General features: G+C 64.4%; 24 protein-coding genes and 1 pseudogene. 13 read left to right on the top strand and 12 right to left on the bottom strand.

Annotation, left to right across the window (positions count from 1 at the left end; all coding sequences use genetic code 11):
* From OCH239_RS15765 to OCH239_RS22165, 7 genes and pseudogenes are all read left to right on the top strand, one after another.
* On the top strand, positions 1 to 679 hold a 679-nt coding region (locus tag OCH239_RS15765; RefSeq protein WP_162150005.1), incomplete at its 5' end, for a transposase.
* Positions 680 to 693: 14 nt separating this feature from the next.
* On the top strand, positions 694 to 1,458 hold the full coding sequence (istB, locus tag OCH239_RS15760; RefSeq protein ID WP_037264653.1) for an IS21-like element helper ATPase IstB: 765 nt from the start codon (positions 694 to 696) through the stop codon (positions 1,456 to 1,458).
* 420 nt (positions 1,459 to 1,878) lie between these two features.
* Positions 1,879 to 2,247, top strand: coding sequence for a CopG family ribbon-helix-helix protein (locus tag OCH239_RS15755; RefSeq protein ID WP_157577897.1), 369 nt, complete (start codon positions 1,879 to 1,881; stop codon positions 2,245 to 2,247).
* Positions 2,244 to 2,525 (top strand): type II toxin-antitoxin system RelE/ParE family toxin, encoded by a 282-nt coding sequence (locus tag OCH239_RS15750; protein ID WP_037264646.1) that lies wholly within the window; start codon positions 2,244 to 2,246, stop codon positions 2,523 to 2,525. Before OCH239_RS15755 ends, OCH239_RS15750 begins: the two co-directional genes overlap by 4 nt.
* A gap of 118 nt (positions 2,526 to 2,643) precedes the next feature.
* The gene (locus tag OCH239_RS15745) at positions 2,644 to 3,123 is read left to right on the top strand and encodes a hypothetical protein (RefSeq protein WP_037264642.1); all 480 of its coding nucleotides are present in this window, start codon (positions 2,644 to 2,646) and stop codon (positions 3,121 to 3,123) included.
* Between the two features lie 549 nt (positions 3,124 to 3,672).
* On the top strand, positions 3,673 to 5,385 hold the full coding sequence (locus OCH239_RS22760; protein ID WP_157577896.1) for a hypothetical protein: 1,713 nt from the start codon (positions 3,673 to 3,675) through the stop codon (positions 5,383 to 5,385).
* A 76-nt stretch (positions 5,386 to 5,461) separates the two neighbouring features.
* Positions 5,462 to 5,658, top strand: a pseudogene (locus tag OCH239_RS22165) (transposase); the annotation flags it as partial.
* 298 nt (positions 5,659 to 5,956) lie between these two features.
* Here OCH239_RS22165 and OCH239_RS15740 read toward each other — a convergent pair.
* The 4 genes from OCH239_RS15740 to OCH239_RS15725 all read right to left on the bottom strand — a co-directional run bounded on the left by OCH239_RS15740 (position 5,957) and on the right by OCH239_RS15725 (position 9,392).
* A complete protein-coding gene (locus tag OCH239_RS15740) occupies positions 5,957 to 6,571 on the bottom strand; it encodes a 3'-5' exonuclease family protein (protein ID WP_051489524.1) in 615 nt (204 codons plus the stop codon).
* The gene (locus tag OCH239_RS15735) at positions 6,549 to 7,184 is read right to left on the bottom strand and encodes an RNA polymerase sigma factor (protein WP_037264641.1); all 636 of its coding nucleotides are present in this window, start codon (positions 7,182 to 7,184) and stop codon (positions 6,549 to 6,551) included. The genes OCH239_RS15740 and OCH239_RS15735 overlap by 23 nt, the downstream gene beginning before the upstream one ends.
* A 274-nt stretch (positions 7,185 to 7,458) precedes the next feature.
* Entirely contained in the window at positions 7,459 to 8,112 is a 654-nt protein-coding gene (locus OCH239_RS15730; RefSeq protein WP_037264638.1) for a hypothetical protein, read from the bottom strand.
* Positions 8,109 to 9,392, bottom strand: coding sequence for a type IV secretory system conjugative DNA transfer family protein (locus OCH239_RS15725; RefSeq protein ID WP_037264636.1), 1,284 nt, complete (start codon positions 9,390 to 9,392; stop codon positions 8,109 to 8,111). Before OCH239_RS15725 ends, OCH239_RS15730 begins: the two co-directional genes overlap by 4 nt.
* A 210-nt stretch (positions 9,393 to 9,602) precedes the next feature.
* Here OCH239_RS15725 and OCH239_RS15720 point away from each other — a divergent pair, with 210 nt between their 5' ends.
* Positions 9,603 to 9,818 (top strand): YjiS-like domain-containing protein, encoded by a 216-nt coding sequence (locus tag OCH239_RS15720; RefSeq protein ID WP_037264635.1) that lies wholly within the window; start codon positions 9,603 to 9,605, stop codon positions 9,816 to 9,818.
* A gap of 162 nt (positions 9,819 to 9,980) precedes the next feature.
* Positions 9,981 to 10,241 (top strand): hypothetical protein, encoded by a 261-nt coding sequence (locus OCH239_RS15715; protein ID WP_037264633.1) that lies wholly within the window; start codon positions 9,981 to 9,983, stop codon positions 10,239 to 10,241.
* 48 nt (positions 10,242 to 10,289) lie between these two features.
* Here OCH239_RS15715 and OCH239_RS15710 read toward each other — a convergent pair whose 3' ends face one another.
* Positions 10,290 to 10,616 carry an H-NS histone family protein gene (locus tag OCH239_RS15710; RefSeq protein WP_037264631.1) on the bottom strand — a complete coding sequence of 109 codons (327 nt, stop codon included), beginning with the start codon at positions 10,614 to 10,616 and terminating at the stop codon, positions 10,290 to 10,292.
* A 45-nt stretch (positions 10,617 to 10,661) separates the two neighbouring features.
* Here OCH239_RS15710 and OCH239_RS15705 point away from each other — a divergent pair, with 45 nt between their 5' ends.
* Positions 10,662 to 11,078 (top strand): hypothetical protein, encoded by a 417-nt coding sequence (locus OCH239_RS15705; protein ID WP_157577894.1) that lies wholly within the window; start codon positions 10,662 to 10,664, stop codon positions 11,076 to 11,078.
* An 11-nt stretch (positions 11,079 to 11,089) separates the two neighbouring features.
* Here OCH239_RS15705 and OCH239_RS15700 read toward each other — a convergent pair whose 3' ends face one another.
* The 3 genes from OCH239_RS15700 to OCH239_RS15690 form a co-directional block, all read right to left on the bottom strand.
* The gene (locus tag OCH239_RS15700) at positions 11,090 to 12,370 is read right to left on the bottom strand and encodes a type II toxin-antitoxin system HipA family toxin (RefSeq protein ID WP_037264624.1); all 1,281 of its coding nucleotides are present in this window, start codon (positions 12,368 to 12,370) and stop codon (positions 11,090 to 11,092) included.
* Between the two features lie 13 nt (positions 12,371 to 12,383).
* Positions 12,384 to 12,734: a helix-turn-helix domain-containing protein gene (locus tag OCH239_RS15695; RefSeq protein WP_051489523.1), complete on the bottom strand. Its 351-nt coding sequence runs from the start codon at positions 12,732 to 12,734 to the stop codon at positions 12,384 to 12,386.
* Between the two features lie 229 nt (positions 12,735 to 12,963).
* Positions 12,964 to 13,848, bottom strand: a complete 885-nt coding sequence (locus tag OCH239_RS15690; RefSeq protein WP_162150004.1) for a LysR family transcriptional regulator — start codon at positions 13,846 to 13,848, stop codon at positions 12,964 to 12,966.
* 69 nt (positions 13,849 to 13,917) lie between these two features.
* Between OCH239_RS15690 and OCH239_RS15685 the strand changes: the two genes are divergently transcribed.
* The 3 genes from OCH239_RS15685 (at position 13,918) to OCH239_RS15675 (ending at position 16,247) form a co-directional block, all read left to right on the top strand.
* Positions 13,918 to 14,811 carry a DMT family transporter gene (locus OCH239_RS15685; protein WP_037264621.1) on the top strand — a complete coding sequence of 298 codons (894 nt, stop codon included), beginning with the start codon at positions 13,918 to 13,920 and terminating at the stop codon, positions 14,809 to 14,811.
* A 141-nt stretch (positions 14,812 to 14,952) separates the two neighbouring features.
* Positions 14,953 to 15,849: a radical SAM protein gene (locus OCH239_RS15680; RefSeq protein WP_037264619.1), complete on the top strand. Its 897-nt coding sequence runs from the start codon at positions 14,953 to 14,955 to the stop codon at positions 15,847 to 15,849.
* Positions 15,846 to 16,247 carry a GNAT family N-acetyltransferase gene (locus tag OCH239_RS15675; RefSeq protein ID WP_037264617.1) on the top strand — a complete coding sequence of 134 codons (402 nt, stop codon included), beginning with the start codon at positions 15,846 to 15,848 and terminating at the stop codon, positions 16,245 to 16,247. Before OCH239_RS15680 ends, OCH239_RS15675 begins: the two co-directional genes overlap by 4 nt.
* Before the next feature lie 18 nt (positions 16,248 to 16,265).
* Here OCH239_RS15675 and OCH239_RS15670 read toward each other — a convergent pair whose 3' ends face one another.
* The 4 genes from OCH239_RS15670 to OCH239_RS22755 form a co-directional block, all read right to left on the bottom strand.
* Entirely contained in the window at positions 16,266 to 16,667 is a 402-nt protein-coding gene (locus OCH239_RS15670; RefSeq protein WP_157577893.1) for a hypothetical protein, read from the bottom strand.
* Positions 16,668 to 16,801: 134 nt separating this feature from the next.
* Positions 16,802 to 17,914, bottom strand: a complete 1,113-nt coding sequence (locus OCH239_RS15665; protein WP_037264615.1) for a hypothetical protein — start codon at positions 17,912 to 17,914, stop codon at positions 16,802 to 16,804.
* Positions 17,911 to 19,992 carry a hypothetical protein gene (locus OCH239_RS15660; RefSeq protein WP_037264613.1) on the bottom strand — a complete coding sequence of 694 codons (2,082 nt, stop codon included), beginning with the start codon at positions 19,990 to 19,992 and terminating at the stop codon, positions 17,911 to 17,913. The genes OCH239_RS15665 and OCH239_RS15660 overlap by 4 nt, the downstream gene beginning before the upstream one ends.
* Entirely contained in the window at positions 19,982 to 20,152 is a 171-nt protein-coding gene (locus tag OCH239_RS22755; RefSeq protein WP_157577892.1) for a hypothetical protein, read from the bottom strand. The genes OCH239_RS15660 and OCH239_RS22755 overlap by 11 nt, the downstream gene beginning before the upstream one ends.
* Positions 20,153 to 20,187: the final 35 nt, after the last annotated feature.

Raw genomic sequence — 20,187 nt, 5'->3', positions numbered from 1 at the left:
TCCGCGCGCGGCCTCCTACACCAACCGGTGGGGCACTACCCGCGGCTACGGCGCCAGCCGCGCCGATCTCTTCGCCACGATTGACCGGCCGAACCTCGAGCCGCTGCCGCCCGAGCCCTACAAGTTCGCCCGCTGGAAGCGGGCCCGCGTCGCGCCCGACTATCACGTCGAGATCGACAGTTCGTGGTATTCCGTGCCGTTCGGACTGATCCGGCAGGAGGTTGATCTCCGTGTCTGCGGAGCAGTTGTCGAGATCTTCCATAAAGGGCAACGGGTTGCCAGCCATCCGCGCTGCCCCGGCCGACGCAGCCATGTGACGGTCCCGGAGCACATGCCCTCGTCCCATCGACGCCATGCGGAGTGGACGCCGGCTCGAGTGTTGGCGCAGGCCGAGAAGCTCGGCCCCTCTGTGACGGCCTTCTGCGAGGCCGTAATGGCCGACCGCCCACATCCCGAGCAGGGCTTTCGAAGCTGCCTTGGCGTTCTCGCCCTGGCCAAGAGCTACGAGCCAGCCCGCCTCGATGCCGCCTGCCGGCGTGGATTGTCTATCCGGGCCCGCTCCGTCGCCTCCATCAGATCGATCCTGAAGAACGGGCTCGACAGTGCCTTCCTCGAAGAAGGCCCCGACCAGCGCCCGCTTCAGCACCCGAACATCCGCGGACAAGGCTATTACCATTGAAAGGAGATCCCATCTTGCTGATCCATCCCACCTCCGAGCGGCTCATCGCCCTCGGCCTCACCGGCATGGTCAAGGCGCTGGACGAGCAGCGCCAGGCCGGAGCCACCTTCGACAGCCTCGGCTTCGAAGACCGCCTGGGCCTGCTGGTCGATCGGGAGGCCGCTGAACGAGACACCAAGCGGCTGACCACCCGCCTCAAGTTTGCTGCCCTTCGACAGGCCGCCTGTGTCGAGGACCTCGACCTGCGCACACCCCGCGGTATCGACCGCGCCGTGATGGCCCATCTCGTCGACGGCGGCTGGATCAGGCGTCACGAGAACCTGCTGATCACTGGGAAAACCGGCCTCGGAAAGAGCTGGATCGCTTGCGCTCTCGGCCACAAGGCTTGCCGGGACGGCCAACGCGTCGCGTATCACCGGGTGCCGAAGCTGTTCGAGGCGCTCGCTATCGCCCGCGGAGACGGCCGGCATGCCAGGATGTTGAAAGCCCTTGAGCGGACCGAGTTGCTCATCCTTGACGATTGGGGGCTCTCGGTCCTGACGTCATCCGAACGGCGCGACTTGCTGGAAATCCTCGAGGACCGCCACGGCCGCGGCTCCACGATCGTCACCAGCCAGCTCCCGGTCGAGCACTGGCACGAGGCCATCGGCGATCCGACCCTGGCTGACGCTATTCTCGACCGGCTCGTCCACAACGCCCACAGACTTCCCCTCGCCGGCGAGAGCATGCGCAAGCGCGCCGCCACATTGAAACCGCTTGACCCAAAGCGTCGAGCCTGACCCCATGCACCAGTCGGCCTGACTGCCCGAGGCGTGGAATGGCTGCCCACGATGCCGTGGAATCGATGCCCATCTTCCGTGGAATGCGCACGGAGTCGCGCACCTGAGCCATCACCGCGTCGAGCTCGTAAAGCGCGCCGGCAAAGGCGGCGCTGCCGTGGAAGTCCCCGAACGGCGCCGCCGCCCGGCGCAACATCAGCCAGGTCCCCGTATCAAGCCAGTCCTGCAGGTCCGCCGCGTAGTCCGGGATCCGCTTCGCGCGGTCGAACATTGCCTCGAGAAGCCGCGCACCGCGCCCCGTCTCGTGCAGCTCCGCCGTCAGCATCTCGATGATCCGGGCCCGCGTCGGCATGGCCGCCCCTCCCACTCTTCGGGACCGGCGGAGTACCGCACCTCGCCGGGACGGTGAAGGGGGCGGCAGTGCGGTTCTGGATCACTCGCGTGGCGTTTGGCATTGAGCGATTCTGTATTGCGATGTATGACAAGGTAGCCAGGAGGGCTACCATGGGTACAACACCTTACTCACTCCGTCTCGATGACGAGCTAAGGCAATCGCTGGAGCGCGAAGCTGCGATCGAAGATCGCCCGCCAGCCCAGCTGGCTGTGCGCGCCATTCGCGCGATGCTGGAAGCCAAAGTCGCGAAGCGCGCAGCCGTTGAGGTGGCTCTGGAACAGGCAGACAATGAAATGTTCATCTCCGCCGAGGCGATGAATGACTGGATCGATGCATGGGACACGGAGGATGAGGGTCCCGCTCCGAGAGCAGACATGACGCCCGACCGCTCATGAAGATAGTGTTTCTCGAAGCCACGACACGGGACATCCTGTGGTTCCGTTATTACTATCGGTCCGTTTTTCCGGAAGGCAGCGCAAAAGCCGCTGCCCACTTAAAGGGCATACAGCGGACACTCGCGGCCAATCCGTATGCCGGTCACAAAAGCGAGGCCTGCGAAAATGTGCGCGAGCTTTCAATTACCCGCACGCCGTTCACACTGATTTACCGGGTAGCGCCGACCCGCATCGAGGTTTTGCGCCTCTGGGATACCAGGCAGGGGAACGGTTTTTGATGGCGCATGGATTGTGTTCAGCTCCTCCTCAGTCCGGGTTCATCTTTCCCGAACAAATCCCTGTTCTGAATTTTGCGAATATCAGATATACTCTCCGGAGTTACTGGAGACATGTCGCATGACCGAGTCCGCCTGGAGCGCCCCAGCCCCGATCGACATCCCCTGGCGCGACATGCCCGGCGGCGGCCTCACCTGGCAGGTCGCCGAGGGCGACGCCTGGGCGTTCAGTTATCTCGTCCTGCAGGTTCCCGGCACGGGTAAATGGCGATCGAATGCCCCGGGCGGCCAGGACCACGACCGCCGCGACCAGGCGGTGCGCGAGGTCGAGATGCATTTCGAGAGGTGTCTGCGGGGCTGCCTCGAGGCGCGTCCGCTCGAAGAGTTTCTGGACCGGATTGCCGAGACCGTCGATGAGGCGGCTCGCGACGTGATCGCCGAGCTGCGCCCCGAGGCTATCGAACTGGCGAGCTTCGCGATGCGCCCCCTGCGCTGGCATCGATTTCATCATCATCCGTCTGCGAAAGTACCTCGCCGACGATGCACACGCCCCAATTTTATCGCACGAGATACTGAGAGGGCTACGTCGGGTAGCTGGTAACGCCATACGCTCCGTCGGTAGGGATGCGTTCGATTTGGCGGGCTTCGTGAAGGGACTGGACCGAGGCGAGAAGAGGGTTCCATTCTCGAAAACTCGGCACGTGATGTTTATTTGGCGCTGAATCGGCACAGGTCCGAACTTGGAGGGATGCTTTGGCGAATGAATTCCGACCGCGCCACGGTATCTCCGAAATTAGAGTAGGCGCAGAGCGTACTACCAGAGGATGACGCGAGCGCATACGCGCCCTGTGAAGTCGCGAAATCTATGGCAGCATACTACTCTTTGCATCTACAATGTCCAAATGCTCGAGCCGCAGTCCGGCGACCAATCTCGTACGTCCGAGACCGCCTGACCGGGGCAGTCAAGTTGTCAAGGTTCTTAACCTAGAACCATCGCGCCTAACCTTACGTCTAGGCGAGGACCTGTCTCCGTTGCCATCAAACAACAGTGATGAACTGACTGGTAGCATCCACTCGCATTGTGCCTCAGGAATTATCCGTTGGTAAAGGTTAGCCTGTCGTTTGAGTAAAGGGAAAAGGCATACGCACGATGGCGAAAAAAAACATACGAATTGATCTGTCTACGGCGCCGCTGAGCGCGTTCACGTGGTTTACTCTCGGCGCGTCTATGCTCGGCATAGCGACATTTGCCTTAGTATATTATTTTATTCTCGGTAATGTCTCACAATCTGCAGACACGGTCGCAGCAATATCCGGATTCGCAATATCGGTGTCGGGTTCGGTCGTCGCTATTGTGCTCGCCGCTCGTTCGTTACAACAGCAAGATGACATTTCTGAAGTCGAACAACGTGCAATCGCACGCGACGAGGCGCGTGAAGCTGAACGTGAACTTCGTGAAAGCATTGGACCGCTTCGCGATTACCTCGCCGCCAACCGGATAGCCTTTAATGCTGTGGAACTAGCGGCGGACCGCCTTGCACAGACTGCAGATGTGCCGCGTACGGCCAAGTCTTCGGAAAAGTTTAAAACCGAAGTCGCCGAAGCGCGCGATGAAGCGGTATGCGCTTTGGTCGAGCTCGCCGATAGTCTCGCTGTTTGGCCCGACGTAAGAGTTTTGGCGGACGCGATGCAGGAACCGCGACACATAAATGGCTCGAGCGCCGAGAATGATGCTCGCCGCATAACAAACCGCATGTCGAAGCTATATGTGCAACTGTCAGACCTGTCGCAATCCGATGCACTGAGTGCAGCGCGCAACAGGCACGCGAATTTCGAATGGGAGGAGTGGCAGAACTATCACGAAGTAAGTCAAACGATCGCCGAGCATGAGTTGTCCGAGGCCGAACTTCAGGACAGAGATGTGCGCATCGATCCGGACCGGCATGAATCGAAATGGTTCTCGTTCGAAAGACCGAAGGCTAACCAGCCTCGGGCAATTCTATCTGGTGTGGAACCGGCGGGCGCCTGCACGCCGTCGGCTCTCCCCGAATGCATCGAGTTGATCCGTGAAATGGCGACGGAACTGTCGCGCACCTCAGCTGCGACCCTATGGGGTCGGCGGGTACAAGCCACGTTTAGCACCCGAGTCCAGTCCCTTGCTGTCTTCGATCCGACGGAACCTGGAGGCTACCACATGTCGGCTAGTGCGCGGCGTCCACTGCGAACACTTCCGCTGCCGGAAACAGACTCGCCAAAACCCACGCTCCGCCCATGGAAGCGAGAGAGGACACGGGAGGCAGATTCGAAAGAGAAGCAGTTGCTAAAAACGGCGCATTGGGTGGGTGATCCAACGCAGCATGACCGTACTACGTCGCTGAATTGTCTACTTTTGCTGAGCGATCCGGCAGGGTACTTCACCACTTTTGACGAGCCGCAGAGCGACAATCTCGCCAAAGGTGGAGACCTTCCGAGGTTCCCGCTCCTCCTCAATCGCGGCGCGGCGATCATACTGCGGGCCGTTGCGGAGATTCCGTCGTCCGCGGAAATCGAGACCGCGCTGGATCGCAAGCTTCCCGCTTTGCCACCAACGGCAACGCGCATGATCCCCACCGAGGAAATTGACACGTTTTGTACCACTGCACTGACACGAATTATGCCGGAGCTCATAAAGGCACCCGATAAGGTGTTTTGTCCGGCCCTCAATTGGGGGGGACATCGCCGCCGGTTCGAAATGCAAGGCGTCGATTTGGCGGCGGATGTCAGGGCTGCAACAGAGCGGAAAATATGGCCCCCTTACCCCCAGTGGCCCGGTCCACGGCCTCGCGTAAAGCCTGTGCCGTCAGTCAAAGGGAATGTCAGTTAAGCATTTCCGACTAGGTAGCCCGCTTTGCTCGGAGAGCGGGAGTACCGCGATCCCCCTTAAAATTAGTTCCGAACTCCGGTCGGTCGCGGGACTGCTATATCTTAAGCATGCCTTCAAGCTGTCGGACGAGGCGGTGGTCGCGCGGTGGGTCGAGGACCGTTACTATCAGTGTTTTTGCGGGGAGACCTTCTTCCAGCATCGTCTTCCAGTTATCCTTCCTCACTCACTGATTGGGGCAAGCGGATCGGCGAGGAAGGCGTGAAGTGGCTCCTCTTAACGAGCTCTCTCAGGTCGATCATGGTTTGGTCATCGGGTCACCCTCGGTTCAGGTTGGCGTTCGCAACCCGACCCTACCGACAAACCCGATGACCGTCTTAGCTACACTATGTCCGGGGACATAACCATCCGAGCTGCCCCAACGCTGCCCACGTGGATCCTGAAAGGTTATGAACCGATCTTCTTCTTTTTTATTCCCTCAGTCGCAGATGCGTAGTGAACACCTGGAAAGGCTTGGGGCCATCCTGAGGGTAGACGCAACGAGAGCCGGCGTGGCCAAGGCGCAGGGGCCACGTTAAGGCGTACCCATGCCCGCCAACCAGGCGCCGGCAAGGCGCGCGGCATCGGGCCCGGCGCGATGCGGCGCAGGCCCCGCCGCCTTGCGCGCCCGCTCCGCCCGGCCAAGCGCCGCGGCGTCGGGCAGGCTCATGCGCAGGTAGCTGTCGTAGTCCAGCAGCTCGACGCCGGGGAACGGCGGATCGGTTGCGAGGAGCCGAATAAGCCAGCGTTGCTCGAAATGCGGATTATCGGTGATCGCGAGTCCGACGTTCCGCTCGCGGAACCAGGCCGCCACCTCCTCCGCGGGCGCCCCGTCCGCCTCGAGCAGTTCGAGGTTGATGCCGTGCAGGCGCGCGCTCTCGTCGGACCAGCCCTCGGGCTCCCAGGTGGGGTGCGGCCTGATCAGGCGCGAGTCCGCGACGACCTCGCCGTCCACGATGCGAGCGATGCCGATCTCCACCGGCCAGCTCGTGTCTGCCAGAGAGCTGGCCTCGAAATCGAGAAAGTAGGCGGGCCGGGTGTCGACCAGGGCCTGGGTCGATGCGCTCGTGTCTATCTCCTGCGTTTCCTGGCCGGTCGGGCCGCCCGTCTGGGCGGCCCCGTTTTCTTCAGAGGGTCTCTCGGCGATCATCGACCTCTCGGGTCAGCACCTCCCGGGCGCGCTTTTCCCGCTGCGCGATGCGGTTGGCTGTGGTGCGCTGAGCGGCGGTACCGCGGGCCAGCGGGGCGGTGCGACGGAGCGGCGCGTAGATCTCGGAGCGCTGTTCGGTACTGAGGGCGGCCAGGGCGCCGGTGAGGATCTTGGCCTTCATGGCCGTCGCGCTGAGGCGGAGGATGCGGGCTTCGGGGGTCTCGCCCCGATCGGGGGCGGTGTCGAGGGCGATGTCGGCGGCCTCGCCATGGGCGCGGCGGGCGAGAGCGTCGGTGCGGTCGCGGAAGGCATCGCAGGTCTTGTTGTAGGCGATGCGGTAGGCGAACGAGGCGAGATTGCCGGTGAGCGTCTTGCCGGCGGCAGCGTGCTCGGCGATGGCGAGGTGGGTTTCGGCGACCAGGTCCTCTCTCTGGTGTGGCGATGCGGCGCCGGCGCTTGCTCTGCTGATGGCGCCGTGGATGGCTTTTGCGAGCGCCTCGGGCGCGATTTGGTGGGTGGACGAGAAGACGATCTTCCCGGATGCGCGCTCGGACCTCTGCCGGTCAGCACGCTCGGCGACGCGGTTGCACTCGCCGGCACGTTTCGATGTCAAGGAAACGGATCTCCACAGCTCACCGGCCGCCAGAAGTGACGGTTTGCGGGGCCAGCTGTGGGAAAGATCAACTCATGCCGATAACCTACTGTATGAAGAGGACTTACTCAAGCGAAATCCGCATCCCCTGCCCTTTTTTTGAGGTTCGGGGTGCCGACGCGGCGGCACCCCTTAGGCTCTTGCCGGAGAGGGCCACTGCGCCCGTACGGGAGACGCCGCGCGCACCCGCGCGACACTGGATCCAGACATCGACGACCCGGACGCCGGGCGGCTCCTAGAACGGGATCTCTTCGGGATCCGACGTCGTGTCCGGACCCGCGCTGTCGAAGAGGTCGTCGATCTCGGCCAGCACCTCCTCGGCCGAGACCGTCTGTGCATACTCGCCGTCTCGGCGCCGGTCGTTCGCTTCCGCGGCCGTGTCGTCCTCATCCAGTTCGAATAGGTCGTCGTCATCGAGGTCGACCTCGAGATCGAAGTCGTGATCGACGGTATCATCGGGATCGCCCCCCGCATCGGTTGTCATGACGAAGACGGGCGCATCCCAGTCGGTCTCCGGTTCTGGTTCCGGGACCGGCGGCTCGGGCCCGTCGAGGCCCCAGCAGCGAGCCACCCAGGCCTGGGTATGGCGGTACTGGAGCGCCTGTCGGGCCATCCGGGCCTGAGGTGTGTCGGCAGGCTTGCCGTCGGTGCCGATCCGCATGTCCCAGGACACACAGCAGACCTCGAGCCATTCCTCCGGCGACAGGTCGTTGTCCCGGTCTTCCGGATAGACCGGCTCAAGGAGCCGCGCCGCCGTCTTTCTCCTTTCACCTTCGGTCTGCGGCCACCCGTCCAGCCGGACGGCCGGCTCATATTCGTCGCCGTACCGCCAGCGGATCTCCTCGGTGAGCGCACTTAGCCCCTGCTGATCCCTCACGGCGCAGCTCATGCCGCCACCTCGTCGCTGCGGTCGACAGCCCGGGTCCTGGCGTGGAACGGGTTCGGATCGAAGCGGCCTTTGTAGGCCCGATCCCCGAGATAGTTCAGCTTGCTGGCCCGCATCGGCTCGTCGCCCTGCCGAACGATCACCTGTTCGGATTTCGGCATGCCCAGGATCTTCCCCTGGTAACCGGTGAGGTAGGCGAGGTTGTTCGCGGCCGAGGCGTTCGCGGCGCCGAACATCGACAACGTGCCGGCGTTGTCGAGGATCTCCGCGCCCCGCGGTCCGTAGAGGGCGTCGATCTGGCCGACGCTCTGCCAGAACGTCCAGGTCCTGAGGCCGTAGCCGCGAAGCAGCGAGGCCGCGGTCAACAGCTCGTCGAGGTACCCGAGCGTCGCCGCCTCGTCGACGAGGAAGAGATCCGGGACGGCCGGACGTACCTTGCGCTCGGTGACCGTGTTGAGGATCGTGCCGAGCCAGACCCGCAGCAGCGACTTGTGGCTTTGCAGCATGTTCGGGGGAACGCGCAGGTAGATCGTCATCGGCTCGTTCTCGCGGATCTGCTTCAGCAGGCCCCAGCCGCCCTTCAGCGACCGGCTCGATCGCTCGGAGGCGAGAAACGCGATATGGCCCCTGACGGAGGTCAGGATCGACGCCCCGGTCTTGTCGGGCGCGTCGGCATAGGCGCGCGCGCCTGCGATCATCGCGCCGCCGTGGAGATCGCAGCTCCGCATCGCCGCGAGCATCTCCTCGAGGTGATCCGCGACGCCCCACATCCGGTGCAGCAGCGACAGCGACCGGTCGGGGCGGCGGATATGCGTCGCGAGGAACAGCAGCGTCCCGGCGATGATCTGTTCGGCCATGTCGTCCCAGAACGGATCCGCGTGTGCGGGCATGCCCGGGCCGATGAGCTTGGCGATGCGCTTGCACTGGTCGTAGGCGTCGTCCGAGAGCGGGTCGATCGCCTCCATCGGATTGAGCGCGTCGGTGCGCGGACCGAACGGGTCGAGCGTGATGACCTTCTGGCCCATTGCGCGCCGCGCCCGTGCCGTGACGGCGGAGATCTCGCCTTTCACGTCCATGATGACCATGGAGCCGGGATAGGTGAGCGCGGTCGGGATCACCTGGGAGACCCCTTTGCCAGTCCCGGTGCCGGCGATGGTGACGAGGCCCGCATCGGTCTCGTCGGTGATGAGCTCGCCCGCCGCCGCGGCGGATCCCGCACCGAAGCCGAGCGGGGTCTTTTCGGCGATCGTGCGGCCGAGGGCGATGGCGTGGGGTGCGGTCATGGGCGGGCTCCTGTGTCGAGTGTCGAAACCGATGTCTCGGTGGGTGGGCCGCCATGACGGGTCGAGGCCAAAAAATCTGACCGCACTCGGCGACGGAATGGGCGCCATGCCCATGCTGCAACGCGGCATCCACGTCTTGGACGTGGTCCGGGACCTGCATGATGGCCATCTTCCTGTTAGCGATAAACACGAGCATAACAGGAGCCATTCATGGCCGACATCACCCTCGCGCCGGCACGTGCCAGCCTCCGCGACCGCGTCGCGGCCTATCTCGACACGCTCCGCGCCGAACGCGCGCGGCGCCGCGAATTCACCCGCGTCTACGGCGAGCTCGCTCGCATGACCGACCGGGATCTGGCCGACATCGGCATCTCAAGCGTCAGCATTGAAGACGTCGCCTACGAGGCGGCCTACGGTCGGGTCTGAACCCGGCCGTTCCGCTTCGGAGCGCGGCCGACCGGCCGGCTTTCCCCCTCGTCCACGTGACGACGCGCTGAATTTCAGGATTTTTTCGGCAGCCCCGCGTCATACCCGGCACGACATCGCGACATCGGCTTTGCCCAACAGAAAAAACCGAGGAGACAGCAGATGTCCGAGCCGCAGAACACCACCACGATCATCGTCGCCCGCCAGGAGAAAAGCGTCATCGCCGCCTTTCTCCTCACGTTCCTCTTCGGCCCGCTCGGGCTGCTCTACGCCACGATCGGCGGCGGCATCTTCCTGATCATCGTTGCGATGATCATCGGCGCTGCAACCCTCGGCATTGGAGCCCTCCTAACCTGGCCGATCGCGATGATCTGGGCGGTACTCGCCGCCCGCGCTTCCAAGCGCGACCCCAAAGCGGTCTGAGCCGGCCCGCCCCGGCGTATCCGCCGGGGCATCAGGCCGTCCCCGGGATCAGGCGATCTCGAGATCCTCGGCCGACTTGCCGGCCTCACGCGCCTCGATGAACCATTTCGGCTGGCGACCGCGGCCAGACCAGGTCTGGCTCGGATTGTCCGGGTTGGCGTATTTCGGCGGATTGGCCGGCTTGGCGGCTCCACCGCTTTTCGCCTTGGTCAAATCACTCAACGAGAAGCCATACTCGCGCGCCGCATCGTCGGCCGCCTTCATCGCGCGCTGATAATTCCGCTGCTCGATCGTTTCGAGCGCTTTCTCGACGTCCTTTCTCAGCTTGAGGAGTTCGTCTTTGTCCAGCGCATCGATATTGATTTCGTCGCTCATGGTTCGTGCTCGCAATGCTTATTTTAGTGGTGAGAAATCACCGTCTTGAAAGAGATGCAAGGCGGTGAGCCGTTTGACCGGTATTGCGAAAATATCAATGGACCGGCGCAGTCGCAAGCGATATTGTTTTTCGCATATCGATTGGAGCCGGACATGATGCACCAGACACAACTTCGCCCGAACGCGGCGCAGTCTTCCTTGGCAGCACTCGACGAACTGGCCGCCGAGCTGGGCGCCCGTTTCGAGGACGCGTATCGCGCGTTGCAGGGCGACAATCCGGCGAAGTTTGCATTCTCGGCGAGGCACGTCCTCTCCCGTGAGAACGACGTGCGTGGAGAGCTGCGCAGCGCGATCGGGGATCTGTCCGCGCTGCTATCGCGCTATGAGCGCATCATCGCCGAACTTGGCGCGCTCTCCGCGCCGGCAGGATCTGCGGGCCGCGATACGCACACGATGGAATAGGCTGGGCGAATTCAGAGGCCGGGGTCTTTCGGCTCCGGCTCGACCGTCCGGCCCGCCTCCGAGAACGAGTTTTCGATCATCTCGATATCGTGCGCCGAGCACCCGCGCGCCTGCATCACAGAGCGCCAGTTGGCAGCAACCATCCGGGACAGCTCGTTGGCGATCGTCACCGCCTCGGCGCGCTGAAGGCCGAGGCTCTCAGCCCCGTCGACCGCGGCCTCGAGCCTTGCTTCACGGCCCGCACCGGCGCGGCCGAGATGCAGGAACATCGCCCGCGAGCTGCTGACCTGCAGCGACGGGGTGACGTCGTAGACCGGGCTCGGCTCGTAGCGCCCGTCTTCCCCAAGAAGGAAGGCATGGTTGCGGTAGTGGTCGTCGGTATTGCCGCAGAGGACGTTCATCACCATCCGGCGATAGACCTCTTCGCCCGCGGGCGCCGCCCCGTAGCGCCGCAGCGCATCGTAGATGTCGGCATAGCCGGAGGCGGATCGGTCAAGCTCGTGCGCGCCGAGCAGCGTCAGCGAAGAGACCATGTGACGGCGCCGGACCCGGCCCTCGTCATCCTGGCTGCGGTCGAACCGCTTCAGGAGCAGCGCGTCCCGGCCCCCGATCGTGGTCACGTCGCGCTCGCAGGTCGGAAGGCCGGCCATCTCGCAAAGGTCGAGACAGCCCGCCTCGGTGCGCGCCATCGATACCCGGTCGCCCTCCTTGCCGAACTTCACCAGCCAGGGAAAGCCGTCCACCAGAACGGTGCCCTTGGGCCGCGCGCCGCCGAGATCCGAGCCCGGGGACACGAAATCCATCAGGTGCTCCTCGGGTCGCTCGTCCCGGCCGACCTGGTCGACCAGCTCCTGAAACTGCGCGAGATCGCCGAGACTTGGCGAGAAGTCGGGCAGCGTGAAGGAGAGCGCCTGCCCCGGCCGCGTGGGGTTCGCACCGAAACGCAGCGCGCCGATGCGCGTGCCGCTCTGCGAGGCGAGGAGGAACTCCGCCTCGTTCGCCGGCCGGTTCAGCTTGCGCAGCACGTACTTGTCGATCAGCGACCGCCCCCAGGCGTCCGGCGCCGCGTCGCGGATCCCGTTGAAGAGCGCGAAATCCTCCGGCGTGCGGATCACCTCGCTGGTGAGCGGCATCTGCACCGGATCGATCGCCACCGCATCGGCGCGCTCGAGATAGCCGCGGCCGTAGCCGAAAATGCTCCGGGTGTGGTTGCCGTCCTCGGAGATCTGGATGCGACCCGCAGGGACGCTCTCGCCGCCGAGTTCGATGAAGACGATCGCCTTGTAGTCCATCACGGGCCTCCGGTCAGAAGTCGAGGTCGCCGAGTTCGGACTCGGGCGACGGGTGCCGCACGCGTTTCGGAAGACCGTGCCGCGCCGCTTTCTGGAACCCAGCATCGCGCTCCTGTGCGAAAACGGAAAGTAGTCCCTGCTCCAGCCCCATCACCCAGGCTGCCATCGCGTAGGTGCCGAAGCTCACCCGCGGGTCCCCCTTCTCGAGGCGCACCACGGTGGTCCGGCCGACATTGAGCCTGTCGGCCATGTCCTGCTGGGTCAGCTTGCGCACCTTGCGCGCCGCGGCGATGTCCGAGCCGAGCTCATGCATGATCGGCCGCAGCGCGTCCGGGAAGGTGTTGGTGATGCGACGGGGTTCCATGAGATGTTCCACAAGAAGAACTTTAATACCGACAATGTATGCCGTGTGATACGGCATGCAAGACAAATGTGCCGTGCCCGCAGTGCTATGCCTCACATGGCGAACATTATAAGACTTAATGCAGCCTGTGTGAGCCTCTTTCAGCCGATTCAGCTCGAGAGGGCAGCTCCCACCTCTCTGATCACGGGTGAAATGCCCTTCGGCCTGCGAGCCCGAGGCGCATTTTGGCCTAACTCTGACTTCTGGACTGCACAGGTACAGCTCTTATCCAATTCACAAACGCCTCGGACGCTCCGGTAACCGGCTTCCCAGCGCGCAGAATGTAGTGGCCGAGAACAGCCCCGGCTTCGTTGGGCAGTGGGCACAAGAGTCCCGCGTCCACGTCGTCCTGAACGAGGAACGGAGATGCCAAGGCCATACCGGCGCCAGAAACCGCAGCTCGAAGTGCGATCTCGTCGAGATCGAAGCGTCCGGTGTAGCGAAGTTCAAGATCACTGCGGTGCGTCGCTGAAAGCCACGCTTTCCAATCCCAATTTCCCGCGGAGGCTTGAAGGGCCGGTATGCGGGTCAAGTCAATGGGGTCATCGATCTCCGAAAGAAGCCTCGGGGATACGTAGGGTCGACAGAGATCCTCCAGCAGAACGATACCGCCGTCGTCTTCCGCGGTTATGGGACGGTAGGCGATGGTAATGTCGGCCCGGGTCACTGATGGAATGCCCGATCCGCCGAAGGTTTCGATGCTCGCATCGATGCGGGGCCGGCGTCGCCTGAAGTCCTGCAGCCTGGGGATCAGCCACCGGGTCGCCAGGGTCAGCGGCACGCTTACGGTGAGCGCCTGATCACCGCTGACGACTGAGGAGATTGCGCGATTAAGGGCGCTCAGTCCCGGCTGTGACTCTTGGAAAAACCTATCACCCGCCGGGGTCAACCGAAGCGCGTTGTTCGTTCGGTGAAATAACGAAACGCCGAGCGATGTCTCCAGATTCTGGATCTGCCTGCTCACGGCGCCGGGGGTCACCCCAAGGCGGGCAGCGGCCATCGAGATGCTTCCGGCTTCAGCCGTCATGACAAAGACCCGCACCGCGTTGAGCGAAATATTTTCCGGAGTTTGCATGAGTTTACCTGATGCAGGGTGACAAAAAGTCGTTTGCAAGTGATCACGAACGAGACTTCTACATGATGCATGATCAACCAGAGACCAAGCCACCACGTGACCGCCGGGCATCTTCCGGCCATCCTCTGGGTTCTGCTGAGCACGTTTCTTTGGACGGTGATTTTTGCCGCGGGAAAGCTCTCGGGTGGCGAGATCGGCGCGTTTCAGATCACCTTCCTGCGTTATGTCGGCGGCTTCTCTCTCCTCTCGGGCGCGGTAGTGGCGCAAGGCCGTTTGGCCCAACATCGCAGCGCTCGGCCATCCGCGCATTTCGCGCGTGCCGTCTGCGGCTGCGGGGCGGCCGTGGCCATCACCTGGGCGTCGACCAGGATGCCTCTTGTCGATGCGACCGCCATTGGGATGCTGAGCGGTGTCCTGACCGTATTGCTCGGCGTGGCGGTCTTGAATGAGCGTCTTGGACGGGCGAACGGGATTGCAATTTTCCTTGCGGTCGTCGGGGTGGCATTTGTGATGCTCGGTAAAGGCGCATTCCGGAGCGGGCTCTTCTTGATCCCTGCGCTGGTTGCGTTTCTCAGTGCCGCAATGTTCGCGCTCGAAGGCCTGCTCATCAGCGTTCTCGGCCGAGCCGAACGACCGGGCACCGTAATGCTGCACGTATCCTTCTTCGGGCTCGTCCTGATGGGCGGGCCCGCCTGGCTCGAATGGCGGCCGCTTTCCTGGCAGGCAACGCTCTCCTGCATATCGCTCGGACCGGTAGGCTTGATCGCACAGTATTGCACAATCCGGGGGTATCGCGCGGCCCCGTTGTCCGTCGTAGCCCCGATCGATTATTCATGGATCCTCTTCTCAGCGCTCCTCGGGGCCATGTTTTTCGGTGAGATCCCCGGCCCGTCGGCCTGGATCGGCTGCACCTTGATCGTCTCTGGAGGAGTGGTGCTGGCTCGGGCACATCAGAGCTCTTGAACGCATTCTCGCGGCAAGCTCGAATACCTACGTGCCGCGCGAGCATTCGGCTCCCGCCTCCTGATCCGATACGAACCCCTCTTTTTCGTTTCGCTTCGCAGTATCTCGATGTAGGTTTGCGAAAATAGGAACTGTCGAGCTATGGGTCTTTCAACACGCGGCGCCTGGAGCCAACACGCGTCCCGCATCGACGCATCGGTCAACTGGACCGTGCCGGCCGCCGACGGCGGGATGCACGAATGCCGCTATGTGCGCCGCTCGGATGACTACTTTATCGCCTATCTGTCCTCGCATAGCGGATGCCGACATGCCTGCCGGTTCTGCCATCTGACGCAGACGGCGCAGACGATGTTCGCGCCCGCGTCGATCCCCGATCTGCACGCGCAGCTGGCGCGGGTCCTGGCGCATTACGATGCGGAGGGCGCCCCCGCCCGGCGCATCAACATCAACTTCATGGCGCGCGGCGAGCCGCTGTCGAGCCGGGCCCTGATGACCGATTTCGACAGCTTCGGGCGCTTCGCGCGGATCGAGGCGGACCTGCGCGGCCTCGAGCTGAAGATCAACGTCTCGACGATCATGCCGCGCGACAGCGGGGATGTGGATCTCGTGGCCGCCTTCGGGACTGCGCCGGTCGTCCTCTACTGGTCGCTCTATTCGCTCGATCCGGCGTTCCGGCGCCGATGGCTGCCGCGGGCGGAGGATCCGGATCGCGCCATGGCACGCCTTCTTGACTGGCAGCAGCGCGTGGGCGGCCGCGTCGTCTTGCACTGGGCACTGATCGAGGGCGAGAACGACCAGGACGAGACCTTTGCGCGGATCGCGGAATTCGTGCGCGCCTCCGGCCTCGCGGCTAAGCTGAACCTCGTCCGCTACAACCCGCATTCCGCAAAGACCGGCACCGAGGCGTCCGAGGACCGCTATGCGGCCGCGCTGGAGCGTATCGGCGGCGGCCTTGCCGTCCCCGGCAGCAAAGTCGTGAGCCGCGTCGGATTCGACGTGAAGGCGAGCTGCGGCATGTTCATGCCGAGGTCCGCATGAGCCCGGCCGAGCGGCTGCTGAAAGCGCTCCATGAGCGATGCGGCCACCCCGATCCCTACGGCGAGGTGCCGCTGCTGCGGGATGGCGCCCATGTCGGCCAGCTCGCCATGCACGCCGCGTCGCCCGACACGGCCTGGATCGGCTCGATCCGGCTCTATCCCGAATTCTGCCGGCAGGGGATCGGCACCCCGATCATGCGCGAAATCCTCGACATGGCCGACGAGGCCGGCTGCACCATTGCGCTCGAGGCGTTCTGGCGGCCGGGCAAGCCCGGCGGCGGTTGGCTTCCGGACTTCTACCGGTCGCTCGACTTCGAGGCGATCGGTGGGCCCGGCGAGGACGGGCATGTCGAGATGATACGGGTCCCCGCGCCCGCGGCCGCGCTCTGCCCGGCCTGAAACAGGGGCAAGTCGCGATCAGTCCGGCACGATGCGGTGCCATGCCTCGGCAAAGTCAGGAGCCATGAAGATCCTGGCTTCAAGCCAGTAGGCCCGCGTGCCGCCCTGATCGCGGCTGGCAAGGCCCCTCACCTCCTCGAGAGAGAGGACGTAGCAGGAGGGCGCATCGGAGGTCGCCCCGACGGTGATGATCCACCACCGCGAGCGAAGCCGGTCGAGGGATGTGCCGAGCGGGACGGCGGATCGCCTGGCGAGCGCCTTCGACTGGACGCTCACGGACCGCGCCTCGTCCTCCGGATCGACAAGGTAGAGATCGGCGCCGCGCGCGTTGCGGCTTGTGGGGAGCACGGTCCACCCGAGCCGGGTCAGGCGCCAGGAGATATAGAACAGTCCGGCATTTCCGGTCAGCTGGGCCTTCAAAGAGATCTCCCATAGAGCATGGACCGGTATCCGGCCGATCCCGCTCAAGCCAAGCTCAGTCTCCGCCCGACCGCAACAGGATGCGCGCGAATGCTGGCTGGCCCAGAAGTCCAGAACTGAACGGCTGGCGCCCGTCAGGCGCTCTCCAGCTCCCCTGCCCCATGGACGAGCGCGTTGCCGTCCATGATCCCGCGGGCCATTTCCACCGCCTCGTCCATGCTCGCGCACAGGGTGATCTTGCCGCTCTTGGCGATCGAGAACTCGTCGATGCCAACGCCGAGGACGGGCACGCCCGCGCCAAGTGCCGCCCCGACCTCGATCCATGCCCCCTTCAGCGTCTCGCCCGGCTCCATGTAGACGATCAGCACCTCGGCCGAGATGACCTCGGAGATGCAGCGGTCCCAGAGATCGGGCCAGTCGAGCGTGAGACCGGGCGCGCTCTCGTCGATCCAGGTGGAGATCACCGGCAGCCGCTTACGCAACTCCTGCCAGCGCGGCCCGTGCGCCACCGCCTTCGAGGCGATGTAGACGCCGTGCCTGCCTGGCTTGGCGGCGGGCCCGGCCGCATCGCGGGCGGCGTTCTCCGCCAGCGTCTCGGCATGGCACGGCGCGCAGCGCGGTGCGCGTTTCGGTCCGAGAAAGGCATGGCCGCAGGCCGCGCAATTGCTGGCGTAGTCGCCATCGCTCCAGTTGCGCTTGCCATGCGCCGGCAGGATTACCTCGATCCGCTCGCCGAGCACGTCCTCGAGGTGATGCTCACCGAGCAGCCGGCCGCCATTGGCCGTTTGCAACGCGCGGATCGCCGCCTTGACGTCGGTCGACGCGTCCTCCTCGAGAAGGGTCCTGTCGCCCGCTTCCGAGCGCACGAGATAGAAGCGCGGCAGCGCATCGGTGTCGACGACGTCGAGGCTTACGCCCTTCCGCAGCCGCGACAGCTGGTCGTCGCTGAGCTCCGCCAGCTTGCGCATCTCGCCGCTGACCTTCAGCAGATCCCATGGCCGTGTCTGGCGCGTGCTGCGGCGAACCGCCCGGAGCGCCATCGGCTCGGCCGATGCCCGGGCGCCCTCGTCGTCGCCCGTATGAAAGCCGACGGCCCGGTTCGCCCTGCCGATCCCGTAGGCATCCGCAACGCTCGCACGGAAGATCGGATCGTAGTCGGTGCCGCCGAGGTCGTGGGTCCGCGTGACGAGCTGCAGGCGGCCGTCCGCGTCCCCGCAATGGCGGAAGACGAGATATTGGTTGCTCATGCCGTGGTTCCTTTACGGGTAGAGACGGGCGAGGCGGACTCGGAGCGCACGCGCTTCAAGCCGCGCTTCGACAGGTAGACGTTCACATCGAGCAGGAGGTTCTTGCGGTTCCAGGGGTTCCGCAGGTCGGTGTCCATCGGGTCGAGGCGGTTCAGGAGATGGTTGCCGCTGTGCCGGCTCGGATCACCCCAGTGGTGCAGGACATCGGGGATCTCGGACACCGGCAGGCCGGTGAGCAGGGAGATGTCCGCGACATCGCGCGGGATGAACGTGGCGCGATAGGTCGCCACGGCTCCGGTCAGGTAGCAGAGCCACTTGCCGCCCCTCTGGCGGTATTCTCCGAAGGCGTGTTCGTTGCCCCATCCCCAGCGGGAATAGATGCCGAAGGTGTCGTCATCCCCGACCTCTCCGAAGCCCATCAGAGGCGACTTGATATGGCCCTCGGTGCGCGTCGAGGCTTCCGGGCCGGCCGCGATGAGGGGCAGGATCGCATCGATGTTGGCCCCGATCGCGCGGGAATACCAGGCCGCGACTTCCGGCTTGCGCGCGTCGAATTCCTCGTCGGCGCATTTCTGGATGTAGGCGGCCATGTTCTTGCGCGCGATGAAGAGGCGGTCCCGCTGCAGTTCGGCTTCGGTCCCGAAATCGGCGCCGGAAAATGCCTCGAGCTCGGTCACGGCCGGCTTCTTCCAGAACGGCAGCTTCTCGATACGCTCCCGGCTCATGGACCGGATGCCATCGGTCAGGGCGACGGAATGCGCAGCGATGGCGCCGTCCCTCTCCCGATCGCCCTGCGCACTCTCGAGAAACAGGATCTCATCGTGGTTCCGGTGCCAGGTGTTCAGGACAGCGCTCGGAACCCGGTCACGATACCGCGCCTCGAGCCAGGCATTGATCACCTCCGGCGGGTAGCTGGTCTGCTCGGCCATGACCTCGGCGGTCAGTTCCTCGACCCGAACGTCCTCAAGCGTGATCGGGCGATAGTCCTGCGCCGCGGGCAGCCTGGCGCCGTTGCCGTCCTCGACCAGCAGCTCGCGGCGGCGGATCATCTCGCCAGTGTAGCTGAGCTCCGGTGCGCGCCAGCCCTGCTTCCAGAACCGGTCGGAGATCAGCGACAGCATCATCGTGACCCAGATCGCCTGGGTCGGCGGCAGGTCCTTGATCTCCATCAGCGGCATCAGCCGCAGCCCGTGCGCGACCGGCGCGGTTTCTCGCTCGAAGACCACATCGCCCTTGTCGTCGAAGCTGGTGGGGATCAGCTGATAGGGGAAGTGGTTCGCATTTTCACGCGCCGCGTAGGTCCGGGCGACACCGCGGCTGCCGCGCGCTTCCAGCACGTCGTCCTGCCCCGGATAGACCGGCTTGCGGCGGTCGGTGAAGAGAATGACGTTGCCGCCATTGCGCATGACGAAGGCGAAGTAGCTGCGGTTGGCGTGCGCGGCATCGCGCATGAGGACCAGCGCCACGCCAGAGACGGGCATATCCCGCACGGCGGCCAGGAGATCGTTCGCCGACCAGGCCATGTGGACGTGACGGATGACCTGCGGATGGGCTGTGTCCACCTCTCCGGCCAGGAACTGGTAGGCCTGGAGCTTGTCGAGCGAGCGCAGCGCGTCGCGGCGCAGGAACGGGATAGCGTCCGGCCCGTCGACGAGCTCGAGCACGTCCGGGCGATCCGCCCCGTAGGCGGCCAGCCCGTCGCGCACCCGCCTCCGGAACTGGGCCGAAACCTCGAGCGCACGATCGGATTGCACGATGGAGAAAAGCCGCTCGGCATCCTGCAGGAAGCCGGTCGTCTTGGCGTAGTCGCGCATGATCTGCGCGGCCGAGAAGGTCTTGTCCTCGAGAAAGAGCCGCAGGAACACCTCGAGCAGCAGGTAGGCGGTGGTGCCCTCGGGATCGAGCTTGAGCGCCTCGTCGAGCATCCGGTTCATCTCGCTGATGCCGAGACTGCCGAGCGTGAAGCGGGTCTCGTTCCGACGCACGCCGGTCAGCGCCTCCCAGCGGGAGACCGCGTCCTCGAAGATGTCGCGGATCGGCCGATCGTCCTCGGCGGGGAGAACCGGATCAGGCCGCATAGGCGCATGCCCCGCGGCGACGGTCATGGAAGAAGAAGGCCAGCGCGATTGTATGAAGCGGCAGCGCGACCATCCAGCCCGCGCCCGGGAGGAAATGATTGGCCGCGAGCCCCGCGATCAGGCAGGGAAAAGAGATCATCGAGGTCACCTGGGCGAACATATCCGGCTCCGAGCATCTAGGTAATTGTTTTTCGC

This window comes from Roseivivax halodurans JCM 10272, from assembly GCF_000521785.1.
Taxonomy (GTDB): domain Bacteria; phylum Pseudomonadota; class Alphaproteobacteria; order Rhodobacterales; family Rhodobacteraceae; genus Roseivivax; species Roseivivax halodurans.
The sequence above is the reverse complement of the archived record's forward strand: the minus strand, read 5'-3'. Positions and strand labels throughout refer to the sequence as shown.

Coding starts and splice junctions, on each gene's coding strand:
- OCH239_RS15750 (WP_037264646.1), top strand. CDS start 2,244: ATGAAGATAGTGTTTCTCGAAGCCACGACACGGGACATCCTGTGGTTC.
- OCH239_RS15745 (WP_037264642.1), top strand. CDS start 2,644: ATGACCGAGTCCGCCTGGAGCGCCCCAGCCCCGATCGACATCCCCTGG.
- OCH239_RS22760 (WP_157577896.1), top strand. CDS start 3,673: ATGGCGAAAAAAAACATACGAATTGATCTGTCTACGGCGCCGCTGAGC.
- OCH239_RS15740 (WP_051489524.1), bottom strand. CDS start 6,571: ATGATCGCCGAGAGACCCTCTGAAGAAAACGGGGCCGCCCAGACGGGC.
- OCH239_RS15730 (WP_037264638.1), bottom strand. CDS start 8,112: ATGAGCTGCGCCGTGAGGGATCAGCAGGGGCTAAGTGCGCTCACCGAG.
- OCH239_RS15725 (WP_037264636.1), bottom strand. CDS start 9,392: ATGACCGCACCCCACGCCATCGCCCTCGGCCGCACGATCGCCGAAAAG.
- OCH239_RS15720 (WP_037264635.1), top strand. CDS start 9,603: ATGGCCGACATCACCCTCGCGCCGGCACGTGCCAGCCTCCGCGACCGC.
- OCH239_RS15715 (WP_037264633.1), top strand. CDS start 9,981: ATGTCCGAGCCGCAGAACACCACCACGATCATCGTCGCCCGCCAGGAG.
- OCH239_RS15710 (WP_037264631.1), bottom strand. CDS start 10,616: ATGAGCGACGAAATCAATATCGATGCGCTGGACAAAGACGAACTCCTC.
- OCH239_RS15700 (WP_037264624.1), bottom strand. CDS start 12,370: ATGGACTACAAGGCGATCGTCTTCATCGAACTCGGCGGCGAGAGCGTC.
- OCH239_RS15695 (WP_051489523.1), bottom strand. CDS start 12,734: ATGGAACCCCGTCGCATCACCAACACCTTCCCGGACGCGCTGCGGCCG.
- OCH239_RS15690 (WP_162150004.1), bottom strand. CDS start 13,848: ATGCAAACTCCGGAAAATATTTCGCTCAACGCGGTGCGGGTCTTTGTC.
- OCH239_RS15685 (WP_037264621.1), top strand. CDS start 13,918: ATGATCAACCAGAGACCAAGCCACCACGTGACCGCCGGGCATCTTCCG.
- OCH239_RS15680 (WP_037264619.1), top strand. CDS start 14,953: ATGGGTCTTTCAACACGCGGCGCCTGGAGCCAACACGCGTCCCGCATC.
- OCH239_RS15675 (WP_037264617.1), top strand. CDS start 15,846: ATGAGCCCGGCCGAGCGGCTGCTGAAAGCGCTCCATGAGCGATGCGGC.
- OCH239_RS15665 (WP_037264615.1), bottom strand. CDS start 17,914: ATGAGCAACCAATATCTCGTCTTCCGCCATTGCGGGGACGCGGACGGC.
- OCH239_RS15660 (WP_037264613.1), bottom strand. CDS start 19,992: ATGCGGCCTGATCCGGTTCTCCCCGCCGAGGACGATCGGCCGATCCGC.
- OCH239_RS22755 (WP_157577892.1), bottom strand. CDS start 20,152: ATGTTCGCCCAGGTGACCTCGATGATCTCTTTTCCCTGCCTGATCGCG.